Source organism: Chromobacterium fluminis, assembly GCF_011602385.1.
Lineage (GTDB): Bacteria > Pseudomonadota > Gammaproteobacteria > Burkholderiales > Chromobacteriaceae > Chromobacterium > Chromobacterium fluminis.
This window is the reverse complement of sequence record NZ_JAAOMA010000042.1, coordinates 1-19,314: the sequence shown is the minus strand read 5'-3', so window position 1 is coordinate 19,314 and position 19,314 is coordinate 1. Positions and strand designations below refer to the sequence as shown.

15 protein-coding genes are annotated in these 19,314 nt (G+C 49.0%); 6 read left to right on the top strand and 9 right to left on the bottom strand.

Annotated features, from left to right (window positions below; translation table 11 throughout):
* Positions 1 to 132 precede the first annotated feature (132 nt).
* Genes HA052_RS21600 through HA052_RS21575 form a run of 6 tightly spaced genes read left to right on the top strand, consistent with a single transcriptional unit; the run spans position 133 to position 6,104 of the window.
* Positions 133 to 1,311, top strand: coding sequence for an SEL1-like repeat protein (locus HA052_RS21600; protein WP_166453540.1), 1,179 nt, complete (start codon positions 133 to 135; stop codon positions 1,309 to 1,311).
* Positions 1,308 to 1,862 carry a hypothetical protein gene (locus HA052_RS21595; RefSeq protein WP_166453539.1) on the top strand — a complete coding sequence of 185 codons (555 nt, stop codon included), beginning with the start codon at positions 1,308 to 1,310 and terminating at the stop codon, positions 1,860 to 1,862. Before HA052_RS21600 ends, HA052_RS21595 begins: the two co-directional genes overlap by 4 nt.
* Positions 1,859 to 3,439 carry a hypothetical protein gene (locus tag HA052_RS21590; RefSeq protein ID WP_166453538.1) on the top strand — a complete coding sequence of 527 codons (1,581 nt, stop codon included), beginning with the start codon at positions 1,859 to 1,861 and terminating at the stop codon, positions 3,437 to 3,439. The genes HA052_RS21595 and HA052_RS21590 overlap by 4 nt, the downstream gene beginning before the upstream one ends.
* A gap of 15 nt (positions 3,440 to 3,454) precedes the next feature.
* Positions 3,455 to 4,834, top strand: a complete 1,380-nt coding sequence (gene traN / locus HA052_RS21585) for a conjugal transfer protein TraN (protein ID WP_166453537.1) — start codon at positions 3,455 to 3,457, stop codon at positions 4,832 to 4,834.
* A gap of 27 nt (positions 4,835 to 4,861) precedes the next feature.
* Entirely contained in the window at positions 4,862 to 5,194 is a 333-nt protein-coding gene (locus HA052_RS21580; RefSeq protein ID WP_166453536.1) for a hypothetical protein, read from the top strand.
* A 4-nt stretch (positions 5,195 to 5,198) separates the two neighbouring features.
* Positions 5,199 to 6,104 (top strand): hypothetical protein, encoded by a 906-nt coding sequence (locus HA052_RS21575; RefSeq protein WP_166453535.1) that lies wholly within the window; start codon positions 5,199 to 5,201, stop codon positions 6,102 to 6,104.
* Positions 6,105 to 6,119: 15 nt separating this feature from the next.
* On the opposite strand, the gene HA052_RS21570 is transcribed toward HA052_RS21575, so the two are convergent.
* From HA052_RS21570 to HA052_RS27430, 9 genes are all read right to left on the bottom strand, one after another.
* Positions 6,120 to 8,231: a phospholipase effector Tle1 domain-containing protein gene (locus HA052_RS21570; protein WP_166453534.1), complete on the bottom strand. Its 2,112-nt coding sequence runs from the start codon at positions 8,229 to 8,231 to the stop codon at positions 6,120 to 6,122.
* The gene (locus HA052_RS21565) at positions 8,228 to 8,788 is read right to left on the bottom strand and encodes a DUF3304 domain-containing protein (protein WP_166453533.1); all 561 of its coding nucleotides are present in this window, start codon (positions 8,786 to 8,788) and stop codon (positions 8,228 to 8,230) included. Before HA052_RS21565 ends, HA052_RS21570 begins: the two co-directional genes overlap by 4 nt.
* Positions 8,778 to 9,629 carry a hypothetical protein gene (locus HA052_RS21560; RefSeq protein WP_166453532.1) on the bottom strand — a complete coding sequence of 284 codons (852 nt, stop codon included), beginning with the start codon at positions 9,627 to 9,629 and terminating at the stop codon, positions 8,778 to 8,780. The genes HA052_RS21565 and HA052_RS21560 overlap by 11 nt, the downstream gene beginning before the upstream one ends.
* Positions 9,630 to 9,632: 3 nt before the next feature.
* Positions 9,633 to 12,257: a type VI secretion system Vgr family protein gene (locus HA052_RS21555; RefSeq protein WP_166453531.1), complete on the bottom strand. Its 2,625-nt coding sequence runs from the start codon at positions 12,255 to 12,257 to the stop codon at positions 9,633 to 9,635.
* Positions 12,258 to 12,414: 157 nt separating this feature from the next.
* Positions 12,415 to 15,903, bottom strand: a complete 3,489-nt coding sequence (mobF, locus tag HA052_RS21550) for a MobF family relaxase (protein ID WP_166453530.1) — start codon at positions 15,901 to 15,903, stop codon at positions 12,415 to 12,417.
* A gap of 2 nt (positions 15,904 to 15,905) precedes the next feature.
* Positions 15,906 to 16,376, bottom strand: coding sequence for a hypothetical protein (locus tag HA052_RS21545; RefSeq protein ID WP_166453529.1), 471 nt, complete (start codon positions 16,374 to 16,376; stop codon positions 15,906 to 15,908).
* 8 nt (positions 16,377 to 16,384) lie between these two features.
* Entirely contained in the window at positions 16,385 to 18,427 is a 2,043-nt protein-coding gene (locus HA052_RS21540; RefSeq protein ID WP_166453528.1) for a type IV secretion system DNA-binding domain-containing protein, read from the bottom strand.
* 25 nt (positions 18,428 to 18,452) lie between these two features.
* Positions 18,453 to 18,824 carry a hypothetical protein gene (locus HA052_RS21535; protein ID WP_166453527.1) on the bottom strand — a complete coding sequence of 124 codons (372 nt, stop codon included), beginning with the start codon at positions 18,822 to 18,824 and terminating at the stop codon, positions 18,453 to 18,455.
* Positions 18,825 to 19,131: 307 nt separating this feature from the next.
* Positions 19,132 to 19,314, bottom strand: a 183-nt coding sequence (locus tag HA052_RS27430) for a hypothetical protein (RefSeq protein ID WP_206118995.1), incomplete at its 5' end; no start/stop codon positions are given.

Below are 19,314 nucleotides of genomic sequence, written 5' to 3'. Positions count from 1 at the left end.
GCAAGGAATGCAGAACAATGTTGAAAAGATAAAATTATTTCATCTGAAATATTGACACAAAGCGAATTCAGCTGAAAAAATTCAAAATAAGTGATAAAATATTATACTAAAATTTCGAAATGCGAGCTAGCCATGTTCACGCACAACATCAACACATCAACAACTAAGTCTTTGTTATTGTTTATATTTTTGAGTTCTTGCCATGGGGTTATTTTTGCTAACCCGGCTAACAAAGTTAGCAATTCTAATACAGAGAATCTTGGATCAGCACTTGATAGCGATGAATTCAAGCAGTTTCAACAACAGCAAGACATGCAGAACAAAACGATCATGGGCCGCATCGGAGATGAAGCCGTGGCTCGTGCTAAAGCTCTGTTACCGCGGCTCAACCAGGCTGCGAGCGGAATTGTTCATGGTAAGCATGTAACGGTAAGTGAAAAAGGCGACGAAATCGTCTGGAGAATACTCAGCTTGCCAAAAGCATCACCAAGTGAAAAGCACGACATGCTGGTCAAGTTGCAAGAATATGCTTCGCTAGATATCCCTGAAGCACTGAACTTCTTGGGGTTTGCTTCAGAGCATGGCGTTTTCGGAGCACGTCGGAACATGAGCATTGCAAACCGATACTATTCCGCAGCAGCAGCCCGAAACTATCAGCCTGCTCTATTAAATTTGGGGCTTTCGTATATATATGGAAAAGGAGTGGCGCCTAATCAAAAACTGGGCCTTCAGCTTCTAGCGAAAGCCAGCGCTATTGGACCTGAGCTTTCGAACAGAGTCTGCGGCATGGCAAGCTTTGTTTATTATCGACGTAATGACGGAGCCAATGCTCTTAAATATGCAAATGGATGTGCCTCTAATCTAGCAAGCCTCAGTTTGGCCGCATTTAGCTCCAAGCATAATCCCTCTCAACGGGTAATATTGGCAAGGGATTCACTTTCATCCGGAGTCGATTCTGGCCTGGACGTAATTACGAAGATTTCTCAAGGTTATGCGGCAAAAGACGCGACACAGACATACTGCAAATATCAACTAGTAAAAGCATACATCCGAAAGCAGGACTTCAAAGGCGTGAATACAATGGCTGAGAGCTGTTATCGACAGATATTGAGTTTAAATCCATCTAGCCCTCTCTCCAGCAAAGACCTGCAAGCTATTAAAGGACTTTCTGGCTTTCCTGTTGTTGAAATCCCTGAGCTACGCCGCATACGTAAAGCAAATCAATATCACTACTCTTGGGGTGTTCCATTTCTACCATTTACACAATTGGACGTAAATGTATTTGAGCCTCAATTACGGAGCCAGCAATGAATAAAAGCCACGTTATACTTTCATCAATATTTCTATTTGTTAGTTCGCAATCAATTAGAGCTTCAGGTGAAATACTTCCTAGTTTTTTTGTGCAAGCACTTGTTAATGGCAGTGCTGAATCAGCCATGCCCACTAACAAAGCGTTATCATCTCAAATAATGGCTCTTCAAAAATTAACCAACAACAAAGGGCCAATAACACTTCAAGCCCAAAGAGTTAAGCGTTTTACACAACAACAACGCTGCGGTCGAGTTCTATTTATTCCTTATCAAGCAGCTTCAAATACTGCCTGGCCTCAACTAGGAGGGCAAATCAATATCTGCGAAGATGGCTTGCCGCCATGGCAAGTTTGCGGAAACGATCCACACTTGGTCCCGCCTGGTCACAAATGTAAAGATGGTAGTTCGGCACATAATACCCAGGAAGTTGAAGCTGCCATTCAAGAAGCTATTGCAGCGGGCAGCAAGGCAACCCCATCTGAATGGTCTAGAAACAAAGAACTGAAGTCAGCTCCATCCAGTCACCCGGAATCGGAAAGACTACAAAAATGAGCCTAAAATTAAAGGTGAGTTATTTTCTGATAGCCATCACTAGCCTCTCATCGCAATCAACCCTTGCTGATGCAAATGCTGATGGACAAGCTTTCGCTAAATCCCTTGCCCCAAGCTCTAAAAATCAAGTGGTCAATCCTTCAGGTGTTAACTCTTCCGCGTGGACTGGAGCGACAAGTATTCCTACATCAACTCCGGCGGACCTAGGAGGCTTTTCAAAACCGACATCAGGATCTAGTGCGCTCTCTGGGGCTCAAGCCTTTGGTTTGAGTGGGCTCGGAAACAAAGCAATGGATGAATGCGCAAACTATATTCCAGGGAGTGGTGACGCATATAAAGATCAAAATTGCGCTGCTGTGAATTTTTTATCAAATCGCTGCATTTCACCGAATCAGGAACAGAGTAAAATCCTTGGTAAAACCGGAGTAGCAACAGCAAGTCAACCCAGCTGTGAAGGTACCTTTGGTCAAGGACAAAGTAAGTTTGATTTTAATTTAAAGCCTACTGATAGTATTTTTAACTCATCGTCTCAAGCCATAAAAAATGCGGGGTTAAATCCCGACACTTCTTGCGTTGTTCAAACTACGCAAAATACTCCCGCTCAATACCAGAGCGCAACATGTAATAAAACAAGAGTCACATCTGGCCAGCAGTGCTCTCAATATCTTAATACCAATATTACAATCACAAAGACCCCAGGCATTCCAGCAAGTATCTGCCCATCTGGCACTCTAAAAGATGGCTATTGTGTTTCTAGTCAAACAGACCCAGCAAAAGAAACATTTGTATGCCCTGCAGGTACTCAGCTTGTCGGATATGACTGCAAGCTAACAAATACAACAACATCTTCTGCGGCAGTCTCTTTTAGTTGTCCTTCAGGTGCTAATTTATCTGGGACCACTTGTACTTCTACAAATGTTGTCCCAGCCAAGCCGAGCTACACATGTAAGAATGGCGATATTCTTAAAGAAATTTTTACCGACCATGCAGAATATACCTGCATTCACATAACATCCACAGCTTCTACGCAAGGATGTCCTGATATTGGGATTCCTTTTCAAGAAGCATTCACAAATTTAATGAATAACGGCATGTGTTATTATGCAAGACCATATGTTGGTGGCTTGCATTCTGTTCCAAAGCAGCCTGTTTGTCCTGCTGGCTATACGCTCTCTGGTGCCACTTGCTCACAATCCACAACATCGTCTGCAATCATAAATGGGTATACATGCCCAAGTGGTAGCCAATCCGGAGCCAGCTGCGTTATTACTCAATCATCGAATGCAAATATCACATACTCTTGCCCAGATGGCGGGCAACTTTCAGGGCAAACTTGTACCAAGACAATAATTACTACAACTCCAGCGACGCCGGACTATCAATGCCCAACTGGGGCCGTTTTGTCTGGCAAAAACTGTATATCTACTGAAACGACTCCAGCAACAATTACCTATTCTTGTGTCGATGGCTCAGATCCTATCAGCGGAGTTTGTTTTATACGGTCGGTTCAAACAAGCTGGGTAAATACCTGCGGCGCATTTGAGAGATCGGCAGGCTCCTCTCTTGACACACCTTAATTCTGGGCATAATTCATGAAATACAATTTCATACACCCAAGATTATTTCTGGTTACACTTCTGTCAATTTGGAGCTACAAATCACATGCTGACCAGTACGCGCCAGGGGCCTGCACTCTAATCCCTAACTCAAAGACTTGTTTGGATGCGACTCCATGTAAAACTGATTCAACAGGTAGCACCATTTGTTTGGCTGGAGCAAAACTTCCACCTAGAGCGCTTAGCGTCCCCCAAAGCTGTTGGCAGTTTGGATATAGCTATGCATGCAATGAGCCTGTACCAGTCAATACTTGCACCCCCTATGAAAACAATAGCTCATGCTCAGTAGTTTCAAGTACTTGCTCTGATAAAATTGCAGAGACAGGGGCTTGCTCTAGTTGGCTTTATACGTATCAATGTCAAACTAAACCAGCACAAAGCAGCCAGCAAATGTCTTGTTCAAGTGGTCTATTTGATCCTAATAAATACCCAACACCTATCAATACTAATAATTCCTTCTCAAAAGCGGCGATAGCTCAAGAAATGATGAGAGAAGCTCAGGTTTATAATGATGGCCATATATTCTCTGGGGTAAAAGAAAAATGTACAAAAGGGTATGCAGGCATTAAAAATTGTTGCACCACTTCGCCACAAGCGCAGAGCAACTCGCAAGTGATGAGTACGGCGATTGGTGTTGCCGGTAGTGCTGTAAAATATGCCGGGGAAAAAGCAATAGACATGGCTTCTTCCTATATGTATGACGCTATGTTCACCAATGGTTGGACAGACTCTATGGCTTCTAACATGATGAGTAATGGCACTGTTGGTACAAACTTAGCAAGCAATGGACTTTCAGTAGGAGCATGGGGATTTACATATAGCACGGGTACCTTTACTGCCGGCTCCGGCCTTATGGGCGCAAATACTCAATTAATGTCTTTTGGCAGCAATGGTTATTTATCGTTTAATCCATATGTTTTTGGTGCAATGGTTGCAATGGCCGTCATACAAAACCTTAGATCCTGCACGCAAGATGAAATAATGCTTTCAATGCACCGCGGCGCCAGGCTCTCTTACTTCATTGATGAGACTTGCTCTAACAAAGTACTCGGTACATGCATGGAATGGCAGGACAATTACTGTTCCTTTAATTCTGTTCTTTCAAAAATCATTAATACTCAAGGCAAGCCGCAACTAGGTTTAGACCTATCTGACTGTGGTGGCTTGACCGTTGAGCAATTAAATAAAATTGATTTCACAAAAATCAATTTTTCGGAATTCACACAGGATGTCGTAGAGAAAGCAACCTCTAACTTACCTACAAACATCAATGGAAACTACACTCCAGCTATGCAATCCACCCCTCGGGGGTCTTCTCAAACTTTACACTCTCCAGTAATACCTTCATACAACTAAATTGGGTAACCTATGAAAGTCTTAAAAATGAAATCCAAAACTGCTGCCATATTTACAGCTTCTATTCTGACTGCGTTTACTGTTGGAAGCCTTGCATACTTCAGTTACACGCTATACTCTAAGAACACGGAACTTTTGAAAAATATGGAAGGCTTAAAAATCAATTTAAAAAATAGCAAAGATGAAATTAGCGAACTTCAAAAAGAGAAAATCAGTGGCGACGCAACTATTGCCGATCTTAAAAACAACCTCTCCCAGGCCAATGCCATTAGCGATGATCTAAACAACAAAATCGGAGCATTCGCAAAGCAAGCCGCATCTTGTGATCGGGTTAAAAAGCGCCTTCACATTAAGGATTAAAGAAATGAAATGCCTTTGGTTGCAAAGTATCTTATTGACCTCACTCCTCGTTCCCTCTCTCGCCATAAAGGCTGGACCTATTGAATTCAATACGCCAGAGGTTTACATTCTGGTCATTAGACCAATTGATAGCTGGTCTAGCGATAAGTCTAGAAACGAAGACAGCATTGAAACGATTAAAGAAAAGCTAGTAGCTTTCAAATTCGCGGACTCTTCAGGTCAGATCCGAGATGGAGGGCCAACTTCTATTTTCAGTAGCCGTGAGAGTATTACAGATCCGGTCGCTAAGTCTGTTGATGCTAAATTGCTAGCACTGGGCGCGGACTACACAAATAAGTCCATAAATTTCACTTTTTTCCACCCTCCCTACTCATTAGCCCCCTCTGAGATGAATTCTTTCATTGAAGCGGAGAAAAAGTTATTTCAAGCTACTGTGATTCACAATGGAAACCCAGCGGGGGCAGAAGCTAGCACAGGTCGCCGTAAAATATTGGGAGGCATCCTCTCAACTGGGCTCACGCTGCTTTCAATGGGCAAGCTTGGTGTTAACACGGGAAGTGCTTTAACCCTTGGAACAGGCCTTTCAGCTGATATTGAACAGGCAACCCGAACTTTCGGGAAAGCCCTCGCACCGATTCCGTTACCAAATGTTGATTTCAGCAATTTTCGTGAGGTTGAGGTTCGCAAGGTAACTACAGGTGATCAACTGCGGATTGGACAAGTTGTCATTGCTTACCGAAATGAAAAATCCAAGGAGATCGAAGAAACAGCGTTGTCCAAGGCTATTGTGATGACCTTTGGCATCGACGATTCAATAGAAAATATTGAAGCTTCTCGCCGTGCCGATTTTTCATTACGTCAATCCATATGGGACCAATGCGTGAGAGAAGAAAAGTGTAATAAGGAATAGTCCTAAAATTCAATCTTACTGGGAACGGTAGAGTTTGCCAATTTGCTCAAGGTCTTTCTGGTGCATGCGTTCCAAGTGATGGATGGGCAAGCCCTGCCTTTGTAGAAAGGTTTTTTGATTTTCAAATGCAAGCTTACTTTTGCGCACTTGCTCGGCATAGTCCCGCGCCAGCTGGTCTTGCCGCATGCGGGCGGAGTCCTGGGCGATCAAGTCTATCGCTTTGCCCTGGGCCTTTCCGTAATGCGCCTTGCTGCCTACGAAGGTGGCGCGTTGGTGGCCATGGCCGCCCACTTCGCGGCGGGTATTGGTCATGGTGGCGGCAATCACACCGGGCATGCCGTCAGATTTGACCAGGTCGAAGTAGTCGTCGTCGCTCACCACCGGGAAATTGGAGGCGTCGATCTGGCTTGGGGCTTCCGAACTGCCGAGCGCGCTGTCCAGCACCTTCTGCTGATACGAGCTTGGCCCACCCAGCGGCAAGCCGCTGGGGCCGCGGCCCTGCTGGCGTTTGGCCTTGCGCGCAGCGGCCACCCGCTTTTGCCGCTGCCAGGCGGTGGTCGGACCTATCATGTAGAAAGAGGCGTGGGAATCGTGGACGTGCTGGTCAAAGAAGTCGTGTACTTCCTTAGGCAGCGTCAGCTTGGCCGCGGCCAGCTGCAGCCGCACCAGCTCCGCCGCCTCGCCGCCGGCCTCGCCCTCCGCTTTGCCAAGATCACCTTGCCAGTCCTGTTCGCTGGCACGCATGTCTTCCAGATCCTGCTTGTCGGCACGAGCACTGCGCAGGGTGGCGCCCTTGCCCAGTTGCTGCATACAGTCCTGCTGCATGAAGCGTGGTGAAGTCACCACGCGCCAGTGCCAGTATTTTTTGAGATGGTGGTAGAGCTTGTCTTCCACCAGGCCGCCGCCGCCGCAGGCCCACCCCATATACGCATTGAAGCGTTTGATCAACACAGGATCGCACTCGAAGTCCTGACTGACAGGAAGATCCTTGAGCGCAGACAAAGGCAGTAACGGCACTCCGGCTTTGCGGGCATCCTGATACATATTCAGTAGCGGGATCTGGCTGAGCAGTTTGCGGCGGTGGCCCACCGCTTTGCCCTGGTCGCCAGGGCCGTAGCCTCCGCCCACATCGGAGTGGGAGCCAGGGTAAACCACTTCCAGCGCCCCCGGCGGCATGCCGCCATCCTGATGGCGGATGCTGCTCAGTGGGAAGCTGTAACGCACTTCGTGCGCGGCAACATAATGCCGGCATTGCCGGGTGAAGCGGGTCACTTTCAGCATGTCCGGCGTGGCCCAGCCCATCTGCCCATCCATCACGCCGCTGCCGGAGCGCCCCGGCGCCCGGCCAGCCAGCGGGGTAGAGTGGGCCAGGCCCACCGAGGCCACGGTGTCGAAGAGGCCAAGGAACTGCAGCCGGATAGGCACGCAGCCGGCAAACAGCCAGCCATCGCCGTCCTTGAGGCTGGACTTCTCCAGCCAGCGGCAAAAGGCGCGCGCCTCCGCCGCGCCGCGCGAGAAGCCGAACACCGCCACCGTCAGGCTTTGAATCTTGGGCGTGTTCTTGTTGCTGCCGATGGCGGCGGCCAGCTTTTGCTGGATCGCTTGCAGGCTGGTGAAGTCCGGAACTCTCTGGTCCAACTGATTACTGACCTTGAGCTCGGTTTTGAAGTCATCGCCCTTGAACAAAGGGACTTTTCTCAATGCGATATGAATGGCATTGCATAGCTGGTAATAGGCAAAGCTGAGCCTAGCCTGGCCGCCCTGGGCTAGAGATAGCCCGGAGTCATTGGGTGTATCTTCGCCTATCTCCTTGAAGACGGTGCCGACACCTTGGACATAGTAAGCAAAGTGGGAGGTTTCATTATCTGCTTTTGCAGACTCGAACAAAGTGACAATATTGGAGTGCTCGCAGAGCGCGCGCGGCCGACCTTTCTTCACCGGCTCGATCAGATCGCGGTCGCGGTTATTATTGGTGCCATCAAAAAAGAAAGTCGCCCAGACATCGCGCTTGCAACTGGCTTGCAGCTTGCCAGTGTCGCCGGTCAGCGCCGCCTTAGTCTGAAAGCGCTTCGCTTTTTGCGTCAGGGTTTCCGCCCCCTGAGGCGCGCAGGCATCCTGTGTGCTCATCGCGAAGCCTCCGATTTAATACCTGCTCTCGGCCAAAGACTTTCAAGCGGGCGCATTCCTTGTGCCAGCAAACCACCGAACTCTTTCCTTGATGGGTGTTTCTCATAGGAAAACAGCGCGCCATCTGCATATCCCCGGACCTCATCATTCGGCAAGAACGCCAGCTGCAGTTCCGCGACGTCCTTTGCGTCATAAGGCTGTACGGCAACCGTTTTGCGAAACTTCACCTGGATGATTTCCCCATCCTTATCCCGCTTGGCGCATTCGGAGGTTCCATGCACGCAAGCGTTGCGCTCCCAGTCCACAGTAACCGTGATGCCAGGTTGGTAAGTGGCGGGCAGGCTCACCCAACCCGCTTGAGCACCGCCCTCCTCGACACGAACCAGACCGGCCCATTTCCCATTCACCCAGACTGAATTGATATCGTGCTGCGAGAAGTTGTAGTTGGCGACGGGTACGCCGATTGGCTCGTGTTCCCAGCATCCTGTTAACGTGGCCAGCATGGCAATGAGCAAAGTAAAGCGTCCCAACTGCATAGAGTGTTCCTTATCGTTCATCAGTGGCCTGCATCCGAATCCAGGTTTGTCCGGCGCGGGTCTGCCGCCAGTAGGGTTGCCATTCCGGCGCCTGGTGGAAGTCGTCGCCGCGTTCGAAGGCGGTGGCGACGAACAAGGCTTGGCTGGGGGTGTCCGCAATGCCATAGCCGTCCATCGTGGCGGCTAGCCGCTGCAATTGCTGGTGCAGGCGGTTAGGCGCCAGCCCTGGCAAGGCCACATCGAAATGCGCCAGCACCGGCAGCAGCATGTCCGGCTGGGCGCGCCGCATCAGTTGCCGGAACTGCTCGGCGCTGAAGGTGAGCCGTGGCGGCAGCGGACCCGGCGCGGCATCGGGCAGCGCCACGCCGGTCCAACTGCCATCGCGCTCTATCCAGCCCCAGCGAGCCAGCCTGCCGGCCAATGCGGCGGCTTGTTCGACCTGTAGCAGCGGCAGGGCGTTGGCCAGGGCATGGGTGTCGGCAATGCGCAGCACCAGGCAGGCGCCGTCCTCTGTGTCCAACTGGCTGAGCCAGTGCCAGAACTCGCTGTCCGGCGGGGTGGGGCGGTATTCGGCCAGGCTGAGCAGCGGCCGGCCCGAGGCGCGGGCCAGCCATTGCGGCCACCAGAGTTGGCGCCGCGCGTCGCCCGGCCACAGCAGGATGCCGGCATCGCCCAGCGCTTCCATCGGCCCTTCAGCATACGCTGGTTCAAACGGCGGCGCGTGGCGGCGCAGCCAGCGCCAGTCGCCGGACTCCAGCTGGCAGCCATCCACGACCCAGCCATATTGGGCGGCCGGGGAGTGGGCGATCCAGGCTTCGATTTGCATGGACAGGTCGGCGGCGTGGGGGTTTTGCAGGAACATGGCTTAGGCGCTCCCCGGCGTGGTCGCCGCCACGGGGCTGCGCGCTTTCAAGGCATTGAGCATGCACTCCACGCACACGCCTTTGGGAAACTGCGGCAAGGGCGGGTGCATGCTGGCCGGCCCGCTCCAATCGTGGCTTCCGCCCTTGAAGCTGACGGTGCCGGGCGCGTGAAGCTCGATCTTGCCGTCCTTGATCCGCACATAAGCGCCGCCGCTGGTCAGCAGAATCTCCTTCTTGCCGTTCCACAGCTGCTGGCCCTTGCAGGCGGTGACGGTCACATCCTTGTCCGCGGTCACCTCGATGCTGTCGCTCTGCGCCTGCATCTGCACCTTGCCCTTGGCGGCAATCAGCTTCAGCGCAATCTGGTCCTTGACCCCGGCGACGAACAAGCTGATGTGCTGGCCCACATTGTGGATCCAGCGCCGGCCCGAGGTTTGGTTGGTGTCCCGCTGTGCCACCAGGTCCAGATTGCTGCCCGCGGCCACGGTCTGGCTTTGCTGGCTCAGGCTGGCGATACCGGCCGGGGCGGACAGCACGATCAAGGGCTGTTGGCCGGCTTGGTCCTTGGCGGTTTTGCCGTCCTTGTCGGTGTTGGAACCGGCCTCCCAGGCTTTCAAGGCGGCGGCCTGGTGTTGCAGGTGGCCTTCGGTTTTCTTGGCGGCTTTGGCGTTGTCCGGGCCGATTTCTTCCGGCCCGGTTTCCATGGTGTCGGCCTGCTGGCCGCTGGCGGTGTCGCCCAGGCTTTGGCTCAGAGCCAGGGCCGCGTCCAGCTGGCTTTGCGCCTGTTCGCGCGCTAACTGTTTACCGGACGCGCCGTTCTGCGCTTCGGTGCTCAGCAGCAGGCCGTGGCCGGCGCGGATGGCGCCGTGGCTGTCGGTGCGCAGTTCGAAGCCGTCGCCGCGCGGCTCGGCTTTGCCGTTGCTGCGCGGATGGGTGAGGAAGCCTTGGTTGAGCTGGGTTTTGCCCGGTTCACTCGATAGCTTGGTTCTGACTTCACCGGGGGTGTCGTCGAACAGCAGTTCGTTGTACTGGCCGCCCTGGTGTTCCTTGGATTTGATGCCGGACAGGGTTTTGTTGGCCGGCAAGGCGCCGGCGCCGCTGAAGTCCGGCGGCGGGTGGCTGCCGTTGTAGAGCACGCCGGTGATCACTGGGCGGTCGATATCGCCTTCAATGAAATCGACCAGCACTTCCTGGCCGATGCGCGGGATGAATTGGTGGCCCCAGCCGGCGCCGGCGCTGGGCATGACCACGCGCAGCCAGCAGGAGGATTTGTCGTCCAGGTTGGCGCCGATGCTCGGGTGTTCGTCCGGCCGCTGCCAGTGGAATTGCACCTTGATGCGGCCGTGCTGGTCGGTGTGCACCTCTTCGCCCTGGGGGCCGACCACGGTGGCGGTCTGCACGCCGCGAGACTTGGGCTTGGCCAGTTCGGTGTGGGCGTAGGCCGGGGTCAGCGGCACGCCGCGGCGTTGGGCGTCGAACTCGGCGCGGAAGGGTTGGGCGTCTTTGCCGTCTTGGAAGGCTTTGAGGTCCGCCGGCAGGTTGTTGCGCGCGCTCAGGGTTTGGCGGGTGACGACGAATTCGCGCTGTTCGCTGCTGTCGCCGTCGTGGGCCGGATGGTCGTCCAGGCGAAACCATTGGCCGGCGGCCAGGCCGCGCACGCTGCCGCCGCCGCTGAACTGCTTGGCGTTGAGATCATGCGCTTGCTGGCGCAGCTGGGCGTAGTGGCTGAGCTGGTCGGCGTCGCCGGCGTAGTACAGCGATTGCGGGTCGTAATCATTCAAGGACGATTGCAGCGCCTTGCCGTTCTGGCCCTGGTCGATGCGGCTGTCGTCGCCGCTGTGCTGGGTTTGCACCGGCTGGTAGTCGAAGCTGGCCAAAGCCACGGCGCCGGGGACGATCTGGCGCTGGGCGTTCCACTCGGTCAGGCCGTCTTCGGCCTCGGTGGCGTCGCTGCGGTGGAAGCGCACCCGCTCCACGTCGGCCGGCGGCAGGCTGTAAGGGTCGTCGAAGGCGACCAAGCGCACTTGTGGCGTGTCGCCGTCCAAATGGTCGAAACGCCAGGCGTAACCCTCTTCGTGCAGCAGGCGCACGATGAAGTCGTAATCGCTCTCGCGGTACTGCAGACAGTAGCTGCGCGGCGACGCCGGGCCGGTCTTGAAGTCCTGGGTCTGGACGCGGGCGAACACCGGATTGGCCTGCTGATGCTCGCTCAGAATCTGCGTGACGATGTCCGGCACCGACTGATCCTGGAACACCCGCGAGCTGACGCGGTGCCGCAGCAGCGCGAACGGCGGCTCAATGGTCAGCTGATAACGGCTGAAGCCGCCGTCCGAGCCCAGGCACTCGGCCTTGGACACCACGCCGCAGCGCAGGCTCTCCGCGCCGGCGGCGTCGAGGATGCCGAGCCGGGCCGGCAGGCCGAGCAGGCTCTTGAGTTCGATCTTGCCGTCCGGAGACAGGCAGGTCAACTGGTAGGCGTAAGACCGGGACACGCCTTCTTCGCCGGCCAAGCTCAGCGGCAGCAATTGCTCGGCCGCCACGCTGCCGTCGCCCAGGCTGAGGGTGAGCAGGCGCTGGTCCTGGTTGAAGGCGGAGGCGAAGCTTGTAAGCAGGGGGAAGGAGATCATCGGATAGCCCTGTCTAAATGCAGACGATTAGATGCCGCAGGTACCAACAAAAAGATAGCAATGGCATTCTAATTTGCAAATTTTAGCTGAGGCAATCCATCAACCACAACTTCACCAGCTAATTCGTACTTTTGGACAGGTAAGACTTGTCAAGGATTTACATTCCAAGAGTACGACCATTTTCCTTAACGACCTTCTGTTCCTTATTATGCTCAGAAGGAGCATGGTGAGATAGTGAAGACTGCCGTGTTTCCTGCGGTAATTTCATATTGTCAATTGCATTATCAATGCCTGAGAAGTTGATATTTTTGATTGATTTCAACTCTCTCCCCCTTCCTTTAACAAAGGTCTCATTCTCAATTTCAATAGCAGTCGTTTTTACTACAGATTTATCAGCATTTCTCCGTAGCCGTTTATAACTTGTTGTAACAATCTCCGCATTATCTTTTGCCCGTGTAAGTACAACATCTGCAGCCTCACGATTAAATATTTTTGCACCCGTATCACTTACCGCAATAATTTCCCTATGATTAGTGGCACCTTGCTCCTTGAAACTAGTATGTGTATAGCCATGATCCACAAATTGGGACTGCATATTATCCAGTTTTGTTATGCTGCCATCACTCCACTTAACTGACATACCATCTCTATCAATCGATACAATTTCCCCTTTTGTGCCATTGGAAACTTTATGCATCTCACCACTATCAACCAGAATTGCATTCTTAATATTGGCGCGCGCCTCAATAAGATCACCCATTGAGTATTTTCTGCTTTCTAACTTTGCCGGAGAAAACCTTTCATATTGATGAGGATTGATCCACCTTGTCTTGCCATCACCCAAATCTAATTCAACTCGGTTTGTAGCGACGTCCAAACTCGCAACTCGCAAAACATCTCCACTTTTCACTCCAATATCTTTGTATGGCTTATGAAATATGAAGTGATTTACTCCATTTTTATACAAAATATTCACCAGATTTTTTTCAGCCCCGGTCAGCTTTGGATCCTCCAAATGGTACTTATTATAATCTGCATCTGAAATAAGTCCATTTCTCGCAAGCTCATTATGGATCTCAAGATTTATTTGCTTCCGGTCCTTATTTGTTAACGCGACGACACCGACTCTAGGTGCTTGAATATTTTTTAATTGCAAATCCTTTAGGTGCTCCAGATATCTTTTCGCTACAACTTCCGCCAACTCCATATCCTTTGGCACATCAATCCTATCAAGCGAATCCAAAGCTGGACCATACTTTCCTTGGCTTTTAAGCATTACCGCCTGTCGAGTTTGAGGCGTAGCGTTATCAAAACGGCGTGTTTCCTTTAGCACAGAGGTGTTCATTCCTGCCTTCTGAGCCTGCACAAAGGCTTTACCAGCCGCAACCGATCCATGCTGCTTTGTATCCCCCTGAAACACAACACGAGCACCTATCATGTCTGCAAGCATTGTGATACTGGCGGTGTCTTTCACCCCTGTTAAAGACGCCTCATCCATTACAAGAAGTGTTTGCTTACCTTCTCTGTTGCCAGTTTTTTCAAGATTTGCCAGCTCAGCAAGCTTCTTTTCTATATCTCTCTGTATTATTTCCCCCTGGTCATTCCTCTGGGAATAGAGAGCCGCTCGAGCGGAGATTGCCTCAGCTGTTTCAACTCGATCATATGAGGTCAAGGCTCTACCTACTTTGCCTCTTATATCATCAAAGACTTGAGAGGCACGGGCACGCACAACTTCATTACCGGTGCCAGGAAACTCCAAATTTCTCCTTGATGCTTCAATGGAATTTTCGGATCCTCTCAATATTCTCTCACCAATCCGTTGCCGGAAAGAATCCGGCGAAGAAAAAACGTCGCCATTTTCCAAGTCAAAGGTGTAGCGCTTATCGCGATATGCATGAGAGACACTACTAGCATTTAGCTGAACAGTTTCAAATCGAGACTTAGTGTCACTACTGCGACTAATTTCATCACGTAGTTGTGCTATCTCTGCTTGTAAAATTTTAATTGAGTTTTCTCGATCAAATATATACCCTGCAACCGTCTGACTTGGAATGCCACTACTTTCTTGTAGCTCTTTCGCCGCGTTGGATGATGTAGCCACACCTAAAACAGTCCATCCCTTTTCAGCTGCAGCCGCATACACCATTTCCAAGGCAGCAGTTTTGCCTGTACCCGCATCGCCTTGAATTCCCTGATATTTATCTTCATGCATCAAAATGTTTCGTGCCGATTGAACCTGCTCATTGGATAACTTATATGCAACTCCAATCTCAACCGTTTTCCGTTCCTCGAAAGAGGCTATAGCTTCCTTGAATTCCAATTCATTTTTCATAACAACACAGCCAGAATTCTTACCATTCTGAATGCTGCTCAATAAATTTAATTCGCTTTTAATCGCTTGAGCTGTAGTAACATACACCTCCCCAGAGGTTTGTTTCGTCTCTGCTAATACACCTTCTTTGAGCAGGCGTGCCAAAGCCCACTCAGCCCTATCGATACTAATGTCACCCTTTGAAAATGTCAGAGCAGTTGTCTCAATATTCGCCGGTCGGTATGCTTGCTCTCTTTCAGAAAGGTGTTCAACGGCCCAAGAAACCCAATGAAGCGCATCTCGCTGCTCATCCTTGCTCTGTCCAAGATTGCTATCCATTCCCTTATCAGGATTATTGGATGCCGCCTGTTCTCGACTTTGTGCCTTCCTCACTATGGATGACAAATCCAGGCCTGACCTCGCCGCCATTTCATGCCACTGTTTATATAGCTCATCGCGAGGAAGCTCTATCTTCTGATCTCGGCTAGCAAGCGTTGCCTTCTGTCGCTCTTCATAACTCGCGGTATTGGGATTAATGCCCCATGAGGTCAATAACGCATCGATCTCCTTTGACCTTGTACTAAATGCTTCGAGTTGCTCCTTTTTGATTCCAGCAATTTCAAAGCTTCCATCTTGGTCATATTCGATTTGATAGCCTAAACGTTTTAAATCTCTTACTAATTCAGATTTGTAAACTATATCCGCTTGAGATCTAATTTCAAGAAGAACATCATTAGTTAAGCTTCTCCATTTATTTTTTTCAGAATCAAACGTCGCTGCTATGACTACATTATGATTGTGAAGCTGAGGCTCATTGGAGCGGCTGGTTTCGTGGCCAACTGTTGCATAGATTAGATTCCCAGTAGCCTGTAATTTATTTTGGCCATTTTCATCTTTAACTCTGACATATGCACCATGCTTCTCCAGCCATTCCATGGTCCGTAGATTAGCTCTAACATGAGCATCAATAACACGTTGATCATGCCCAACCAATGCAACAACAGAAACACTTTTTGGAGCTGAAACAGTAAAATCATAACCTAAGCGACGATTCTTCCCTGCTCCTTTAGACAAGTCAAAAAACTCCCCAGTCTCCTTATTGCTCAACTTACCTTCAAGAAGAGCTTTAAAGTCATCACGGGTCACTCCTGAAGCTGCCATACCAAGAAGCTTCGCTGTCTTTCCTTGCCAGCTGGCAAAAGCTAACTCATTTGCGTAGTAATTATCGACATTGCTCGCCCTACCCTGCTCAACGAAGGCCGCCTCATAGTATGAGACAGCTCCAGATGATGTCGGCGCACCTTTTCCACCACCAATTTGTTTATATGAAATCATTATCACTCACCATCAACATAGAACGGTTCAATAATCATTCCCTTCTCGCCCTGCATCGTTGGAACAATTAATGAAATCTTTTCAGATCGCAGTTTATTTCCATGAGAATACTCATTAGGCGCGAAGACAACGACTCGAGTTTGATTGTGACCTGCGTTTACTAGCTTCACTCTTAATGATGGATAGTCATTCTCACTACGGCTTCGTAGGTAGAACGTTACTTGAACACCATCTGCCTTGACCGCTACAACGTTTAGCTCTGAAATATGAATTAATTTTGCATCATTGCGCTCAGGTCTTAAAGTATAACCACGAATACTTTCTAGATATCCAGGGGGCATCAACTCTTCTTTTGTAGGGCTGTAGTCGTACATCCAATCATGACCAAAATCCTTTAAATCTGGCCAGATGAAAATCATGAAAGCCACTACAAAGCATAAAATTACAATGGCACCTTTTTTAGTTTTTTCCATGATAGATTTCAGTCCAAAAGGTTATGACCTGTATTATTGTCAGTGATCAGCTGGTTTGTTCTAATCATCGGAATAACCTTTCCATTTTCCCCATTTTTAGCCTCTGGCACCCCATCCGCTTCATTACAATTTTCCTCTATTACAACAACTTTACCTGCAGCGCCTCCAGCGCTATTACTAGAACTTTCCTCAGACCCTGCGTCAACTTTTGCTTTCATAGATTCACGTACTTCTTGGAAGGAAACTCGCTTGATCTCCTCCCCATCTTGTTCGATCAAAAATTTTGGATCTCTTGGTGGAGTTTCATTCACTTCTACAGTCATCCTGGCCGCATAGCACTTTCTGAAAAATCCAGATTTTAACCAAGAAGAATAGTCTACCTTTGAGACGGGATATTCCCTAAATTTTATGTACCCAGTACAAACAGATAGTTCACCAATTTCTTCCGGCCTTACCACCCATTTATCGCGCTCATGATTTGACAAACCAGCACCATCACGCCAATCACTTACAGCTAATGCTTGATTCGTTGATACTACGCTCACTTCCATGTGCCCCAACCGCTTTGCCGCTCTTTCCTTCATATTTGGCTCATTATTTTGAAGTTGAAGTATCGTATTGAAGCAGTTCAAAACAGTCTCAGACCGATCCTTTCCCAGAATTGACGATACCTGACTTTCACTCTGAATCCCTGTTGCAATGCAAACTCCGAATTTTCTAATTGTCGCAAGTGTTTTATCAATTTTTATATCGCCCAATTGCAAAACCTCATCCAAGAAATACCAATACAAATCTTCGTGCACAATTTCTTGCTTTGCAGCAATCAATGAAAAAGAAACAGTTATCATAAGACGATAAAGCGGAGCGAACATAGCCTGAGTATCTTCAGTGTTTAGGATGAAAAACCTTGCGTCATCATCTCTATCTAAAAACTCTCTTATTGACCAATTTCCAGGTTCTACCGCAGCAATACCATTAAGATAAATTGCAATCGAACTTATCACACCCTGCCTTTGTCCTTTTGAGTCTCCTCCAACAGCGGAGCTTGCTACAGAATGCTTGATTAGCTCTGCCATCTCATCTTCTGGCATCTCAAGGAATGCATTAGAAATATCACAAGTATTTTCTACTCCTAGCTTTTTCAGTCTCAGCAAAATTACTGAAAATAGAGATCTTGCTGCATCTTCAAAAAAAGCATTTGGACCTGTTTGTACCCCACCCTTTGGAGGCAAAAAAGCTTGAGCTAAAGTATCAGAATCATAATCATATTTTAGTTCTGAAAAAATAGACCACGGCACAGATCCTATGAGTGCTGGATTAAAAAAATAGTCTTTCCCTGGTCTAAAATATGCTCTGAAGTACTCACCACTATGGTCATAAATTATACATTTCTTTTTATTTTTAAATACCTGTCTCATCAAGTCATGTATCGCTAGTGACTTACCTGAGCCTTGTGACCCTTGAGCCATTATTCCATTCATTGGAGCCATCTTTGGCAACTTCACTGTGGCAAATTCATACTTACTTCCTGACGTTTTTTCCACCATATTATTCAATATTTTATTTGAAACAATATCAGCCGCACCTCTTAATCTTTTGCTCTCTTGCCCTTTCCTACCGAGCCTGGATAGAATCTTCCAAATCAATAAATGACCAAGCAACCCACTGAGCAGTGAAGCAATTACAGTCATCTTAAAAGATGCGATTGATTTGCTTTCAAAAAGTATTATTTTTGACATTTCAACTGGCGAAAAGTATTGAATTATTTTTCCATTATTTATCTCAATACTAACAACTTTACGATCACCAAAATCATCCCTGATTCGCCATTTCCTGTAGGCTTTGCTATCAAGAACAGATATAAGAAAATCAGTTTTTACAACATCAATATCTTTCGGAGTGGCAAGAAAAAACCACAATATTAATGGAAGTAGAACACCAGGTATCCAGCCAAAAGTGAAACACATGATAGCGGCTTGGATTGATAGCCTAACCTTTGTTGTTAGTAGCGCTCTACCAACACCAGAATCCGTAGCTCCTGAATTTTTCATATAAATTCCTACTTAAAATTTTTTGCTAACTTTGCACAAGAGTTCCATCTGAGTGCTGCTTGTCTACGGCCTCTCCAGTCCTTATTGCGGTTCTAATAACAGCCTTGACATGGCTCTTAAATGCATCATTGTCTCCATCACCAGTTTTCAATCCTGCATCTGTCATTGCTGAAGCCACAAGTGCGCTTGCAGACATGACATTACCGTGTTTTATCAACTCAGAAATATCATTGAGCCTGTCAAAAATTAGATCAAATCTCACATCATGTTGTCGCAGTGAGTCCGTGATCAAAGAGCGATAAACAATCGATTCACGAACACGCTGCTTCTCTGCAATTTTCTTAACTAGCTCAACAGTATCGCTGTCAATCCAGATCGTTTTTCTTACCATCGCCATGGACAGTTGCCCTCCCTAATTTTATGAAGTTAAAACTATAGCATCATACAATATCATACAAATTAAGTATATGTTTTTATTGATATAATTTAGGAACACGCAACACACCTTAGCAATAAAGTATTCATTACTTTATCCTTTGCAATCAGATGTTTACCTCACAAATGGAGACACAGCGTAAGCGTGCGTAATGTGTGTCCGTTTTTAGGGGTGGTTTAGGCACGGCTTTATCGTGCCTGAATCACCCCTAAAAACGGAACTCCCCCTGAAAAATTTTTTCTGTTTTTGCTTTTCTACACCCCCTCAACTAAATCGCTTTTTCGCAAGAAGCAAACAGGACGATATAGAGCCAAAGGTTTTGATTTTGCGCCAGCTGCGCGTCAGCGCAGTAGCTGGCGTATTGCGTCGGACTGACCCACCGTGTGCGGGCCGGCGCAATCGTTGTGACGGGCGGTCGATCCGCCCGGCGCAGCGTCGCCGTTTTGCCGAA

Coding starts and splice junctions, on each gene's coding strand:
- HA052_RS21560 (WP_166453532.1), bottom strand. CDS start 9,629: ATGTTCCTGCAAAACCCCCACGCCGCCGACCTGTCCATGCAAATCGAA.
- HA052_RS21545 (WP_166453529.1), bottom strand. CDS start 16,376: ATGGAAAAAACTAAAAAAGGTGCCATTGTAATTTTATGCTTTGTAGTG.
- traN (WP_166453537.1), top strand. CDS start 3,455: ATGAAATACAATTTCATACACCCAAGATTATTTCTGGTTACACTTCTG.
- HA052_RS21565 (WP_166453533.1), bottom strand. CDS start 8,788: ATGAACGATAAGGAACACTCTATGCAGTTGGGACGCTTTACTTTGCTC.
- HA052_RS21580 (WP_166453536.1), top strand. CDS start 4,862: ATGAAATCCAAAACTGCTGCCATATTTACAGCTTCTATTCTGACTGCG.
- HA052_RS21540 (WP_166453528.1), bottom strand. CDS start 18,427: ATGAAAAATTCAGGAGCTACGGATTCTGGTGTTGGTAGAGCGCTACTA.
- HA052_RS21590 (WP_166453538.1), top strand. CDS start 1,859: ATGAGCCTAAAATTAAAGGTGAGTTATTTTCTGATAGCCATCACTAGC.
- mobF (WP_166453530.1), bottom strand. CDS start 15,903: ATGATTTCATATAAACAAATTGGTGGTGGAAAAGGTGCGCCGACATCA.
- HA052_RS21595 (WP_166453539.1), top strand. CDS start 1,308: ATGAATAAAAGCCACGTTATACTTTCATCAATATTTCTATTTGTTAGT.
- HA052_RS21555 (WP_166453531.1), bottom strand. CDS start 12,257: ATGATCTCCTTCCCCCTGCTTACAAGCTTCGCCTCCGCCTTCAACCAG.
- HA052_RS21600 (WP_166453540.1), top strand. CDS start 133: ATGTTCACGCACAACATCAACACATCAACAACTAAGTCTTTGTTATTG.
- HA052_RS21570 (WP_166453534.1), bottom strand. CDS start 8,231: ATGAGCACACAGGATGCCTGCGCGCCTCAGGGGGCGGAAACCCTGACG.
- HA052_RS21535 (WP_166453527.1), bottom strand. CDS start 18,824: ATGGCGATGGTAAGAAAAACGATCTGGATTGACAGCGATACTGTTGAG.
- HA052_RS21575 (WP_166453535.1), top strand. CDS start 5,199: ATGAAATGCCTTTGGTTGCAAAGTATCTTATTGACCTCACTCCTCGTT.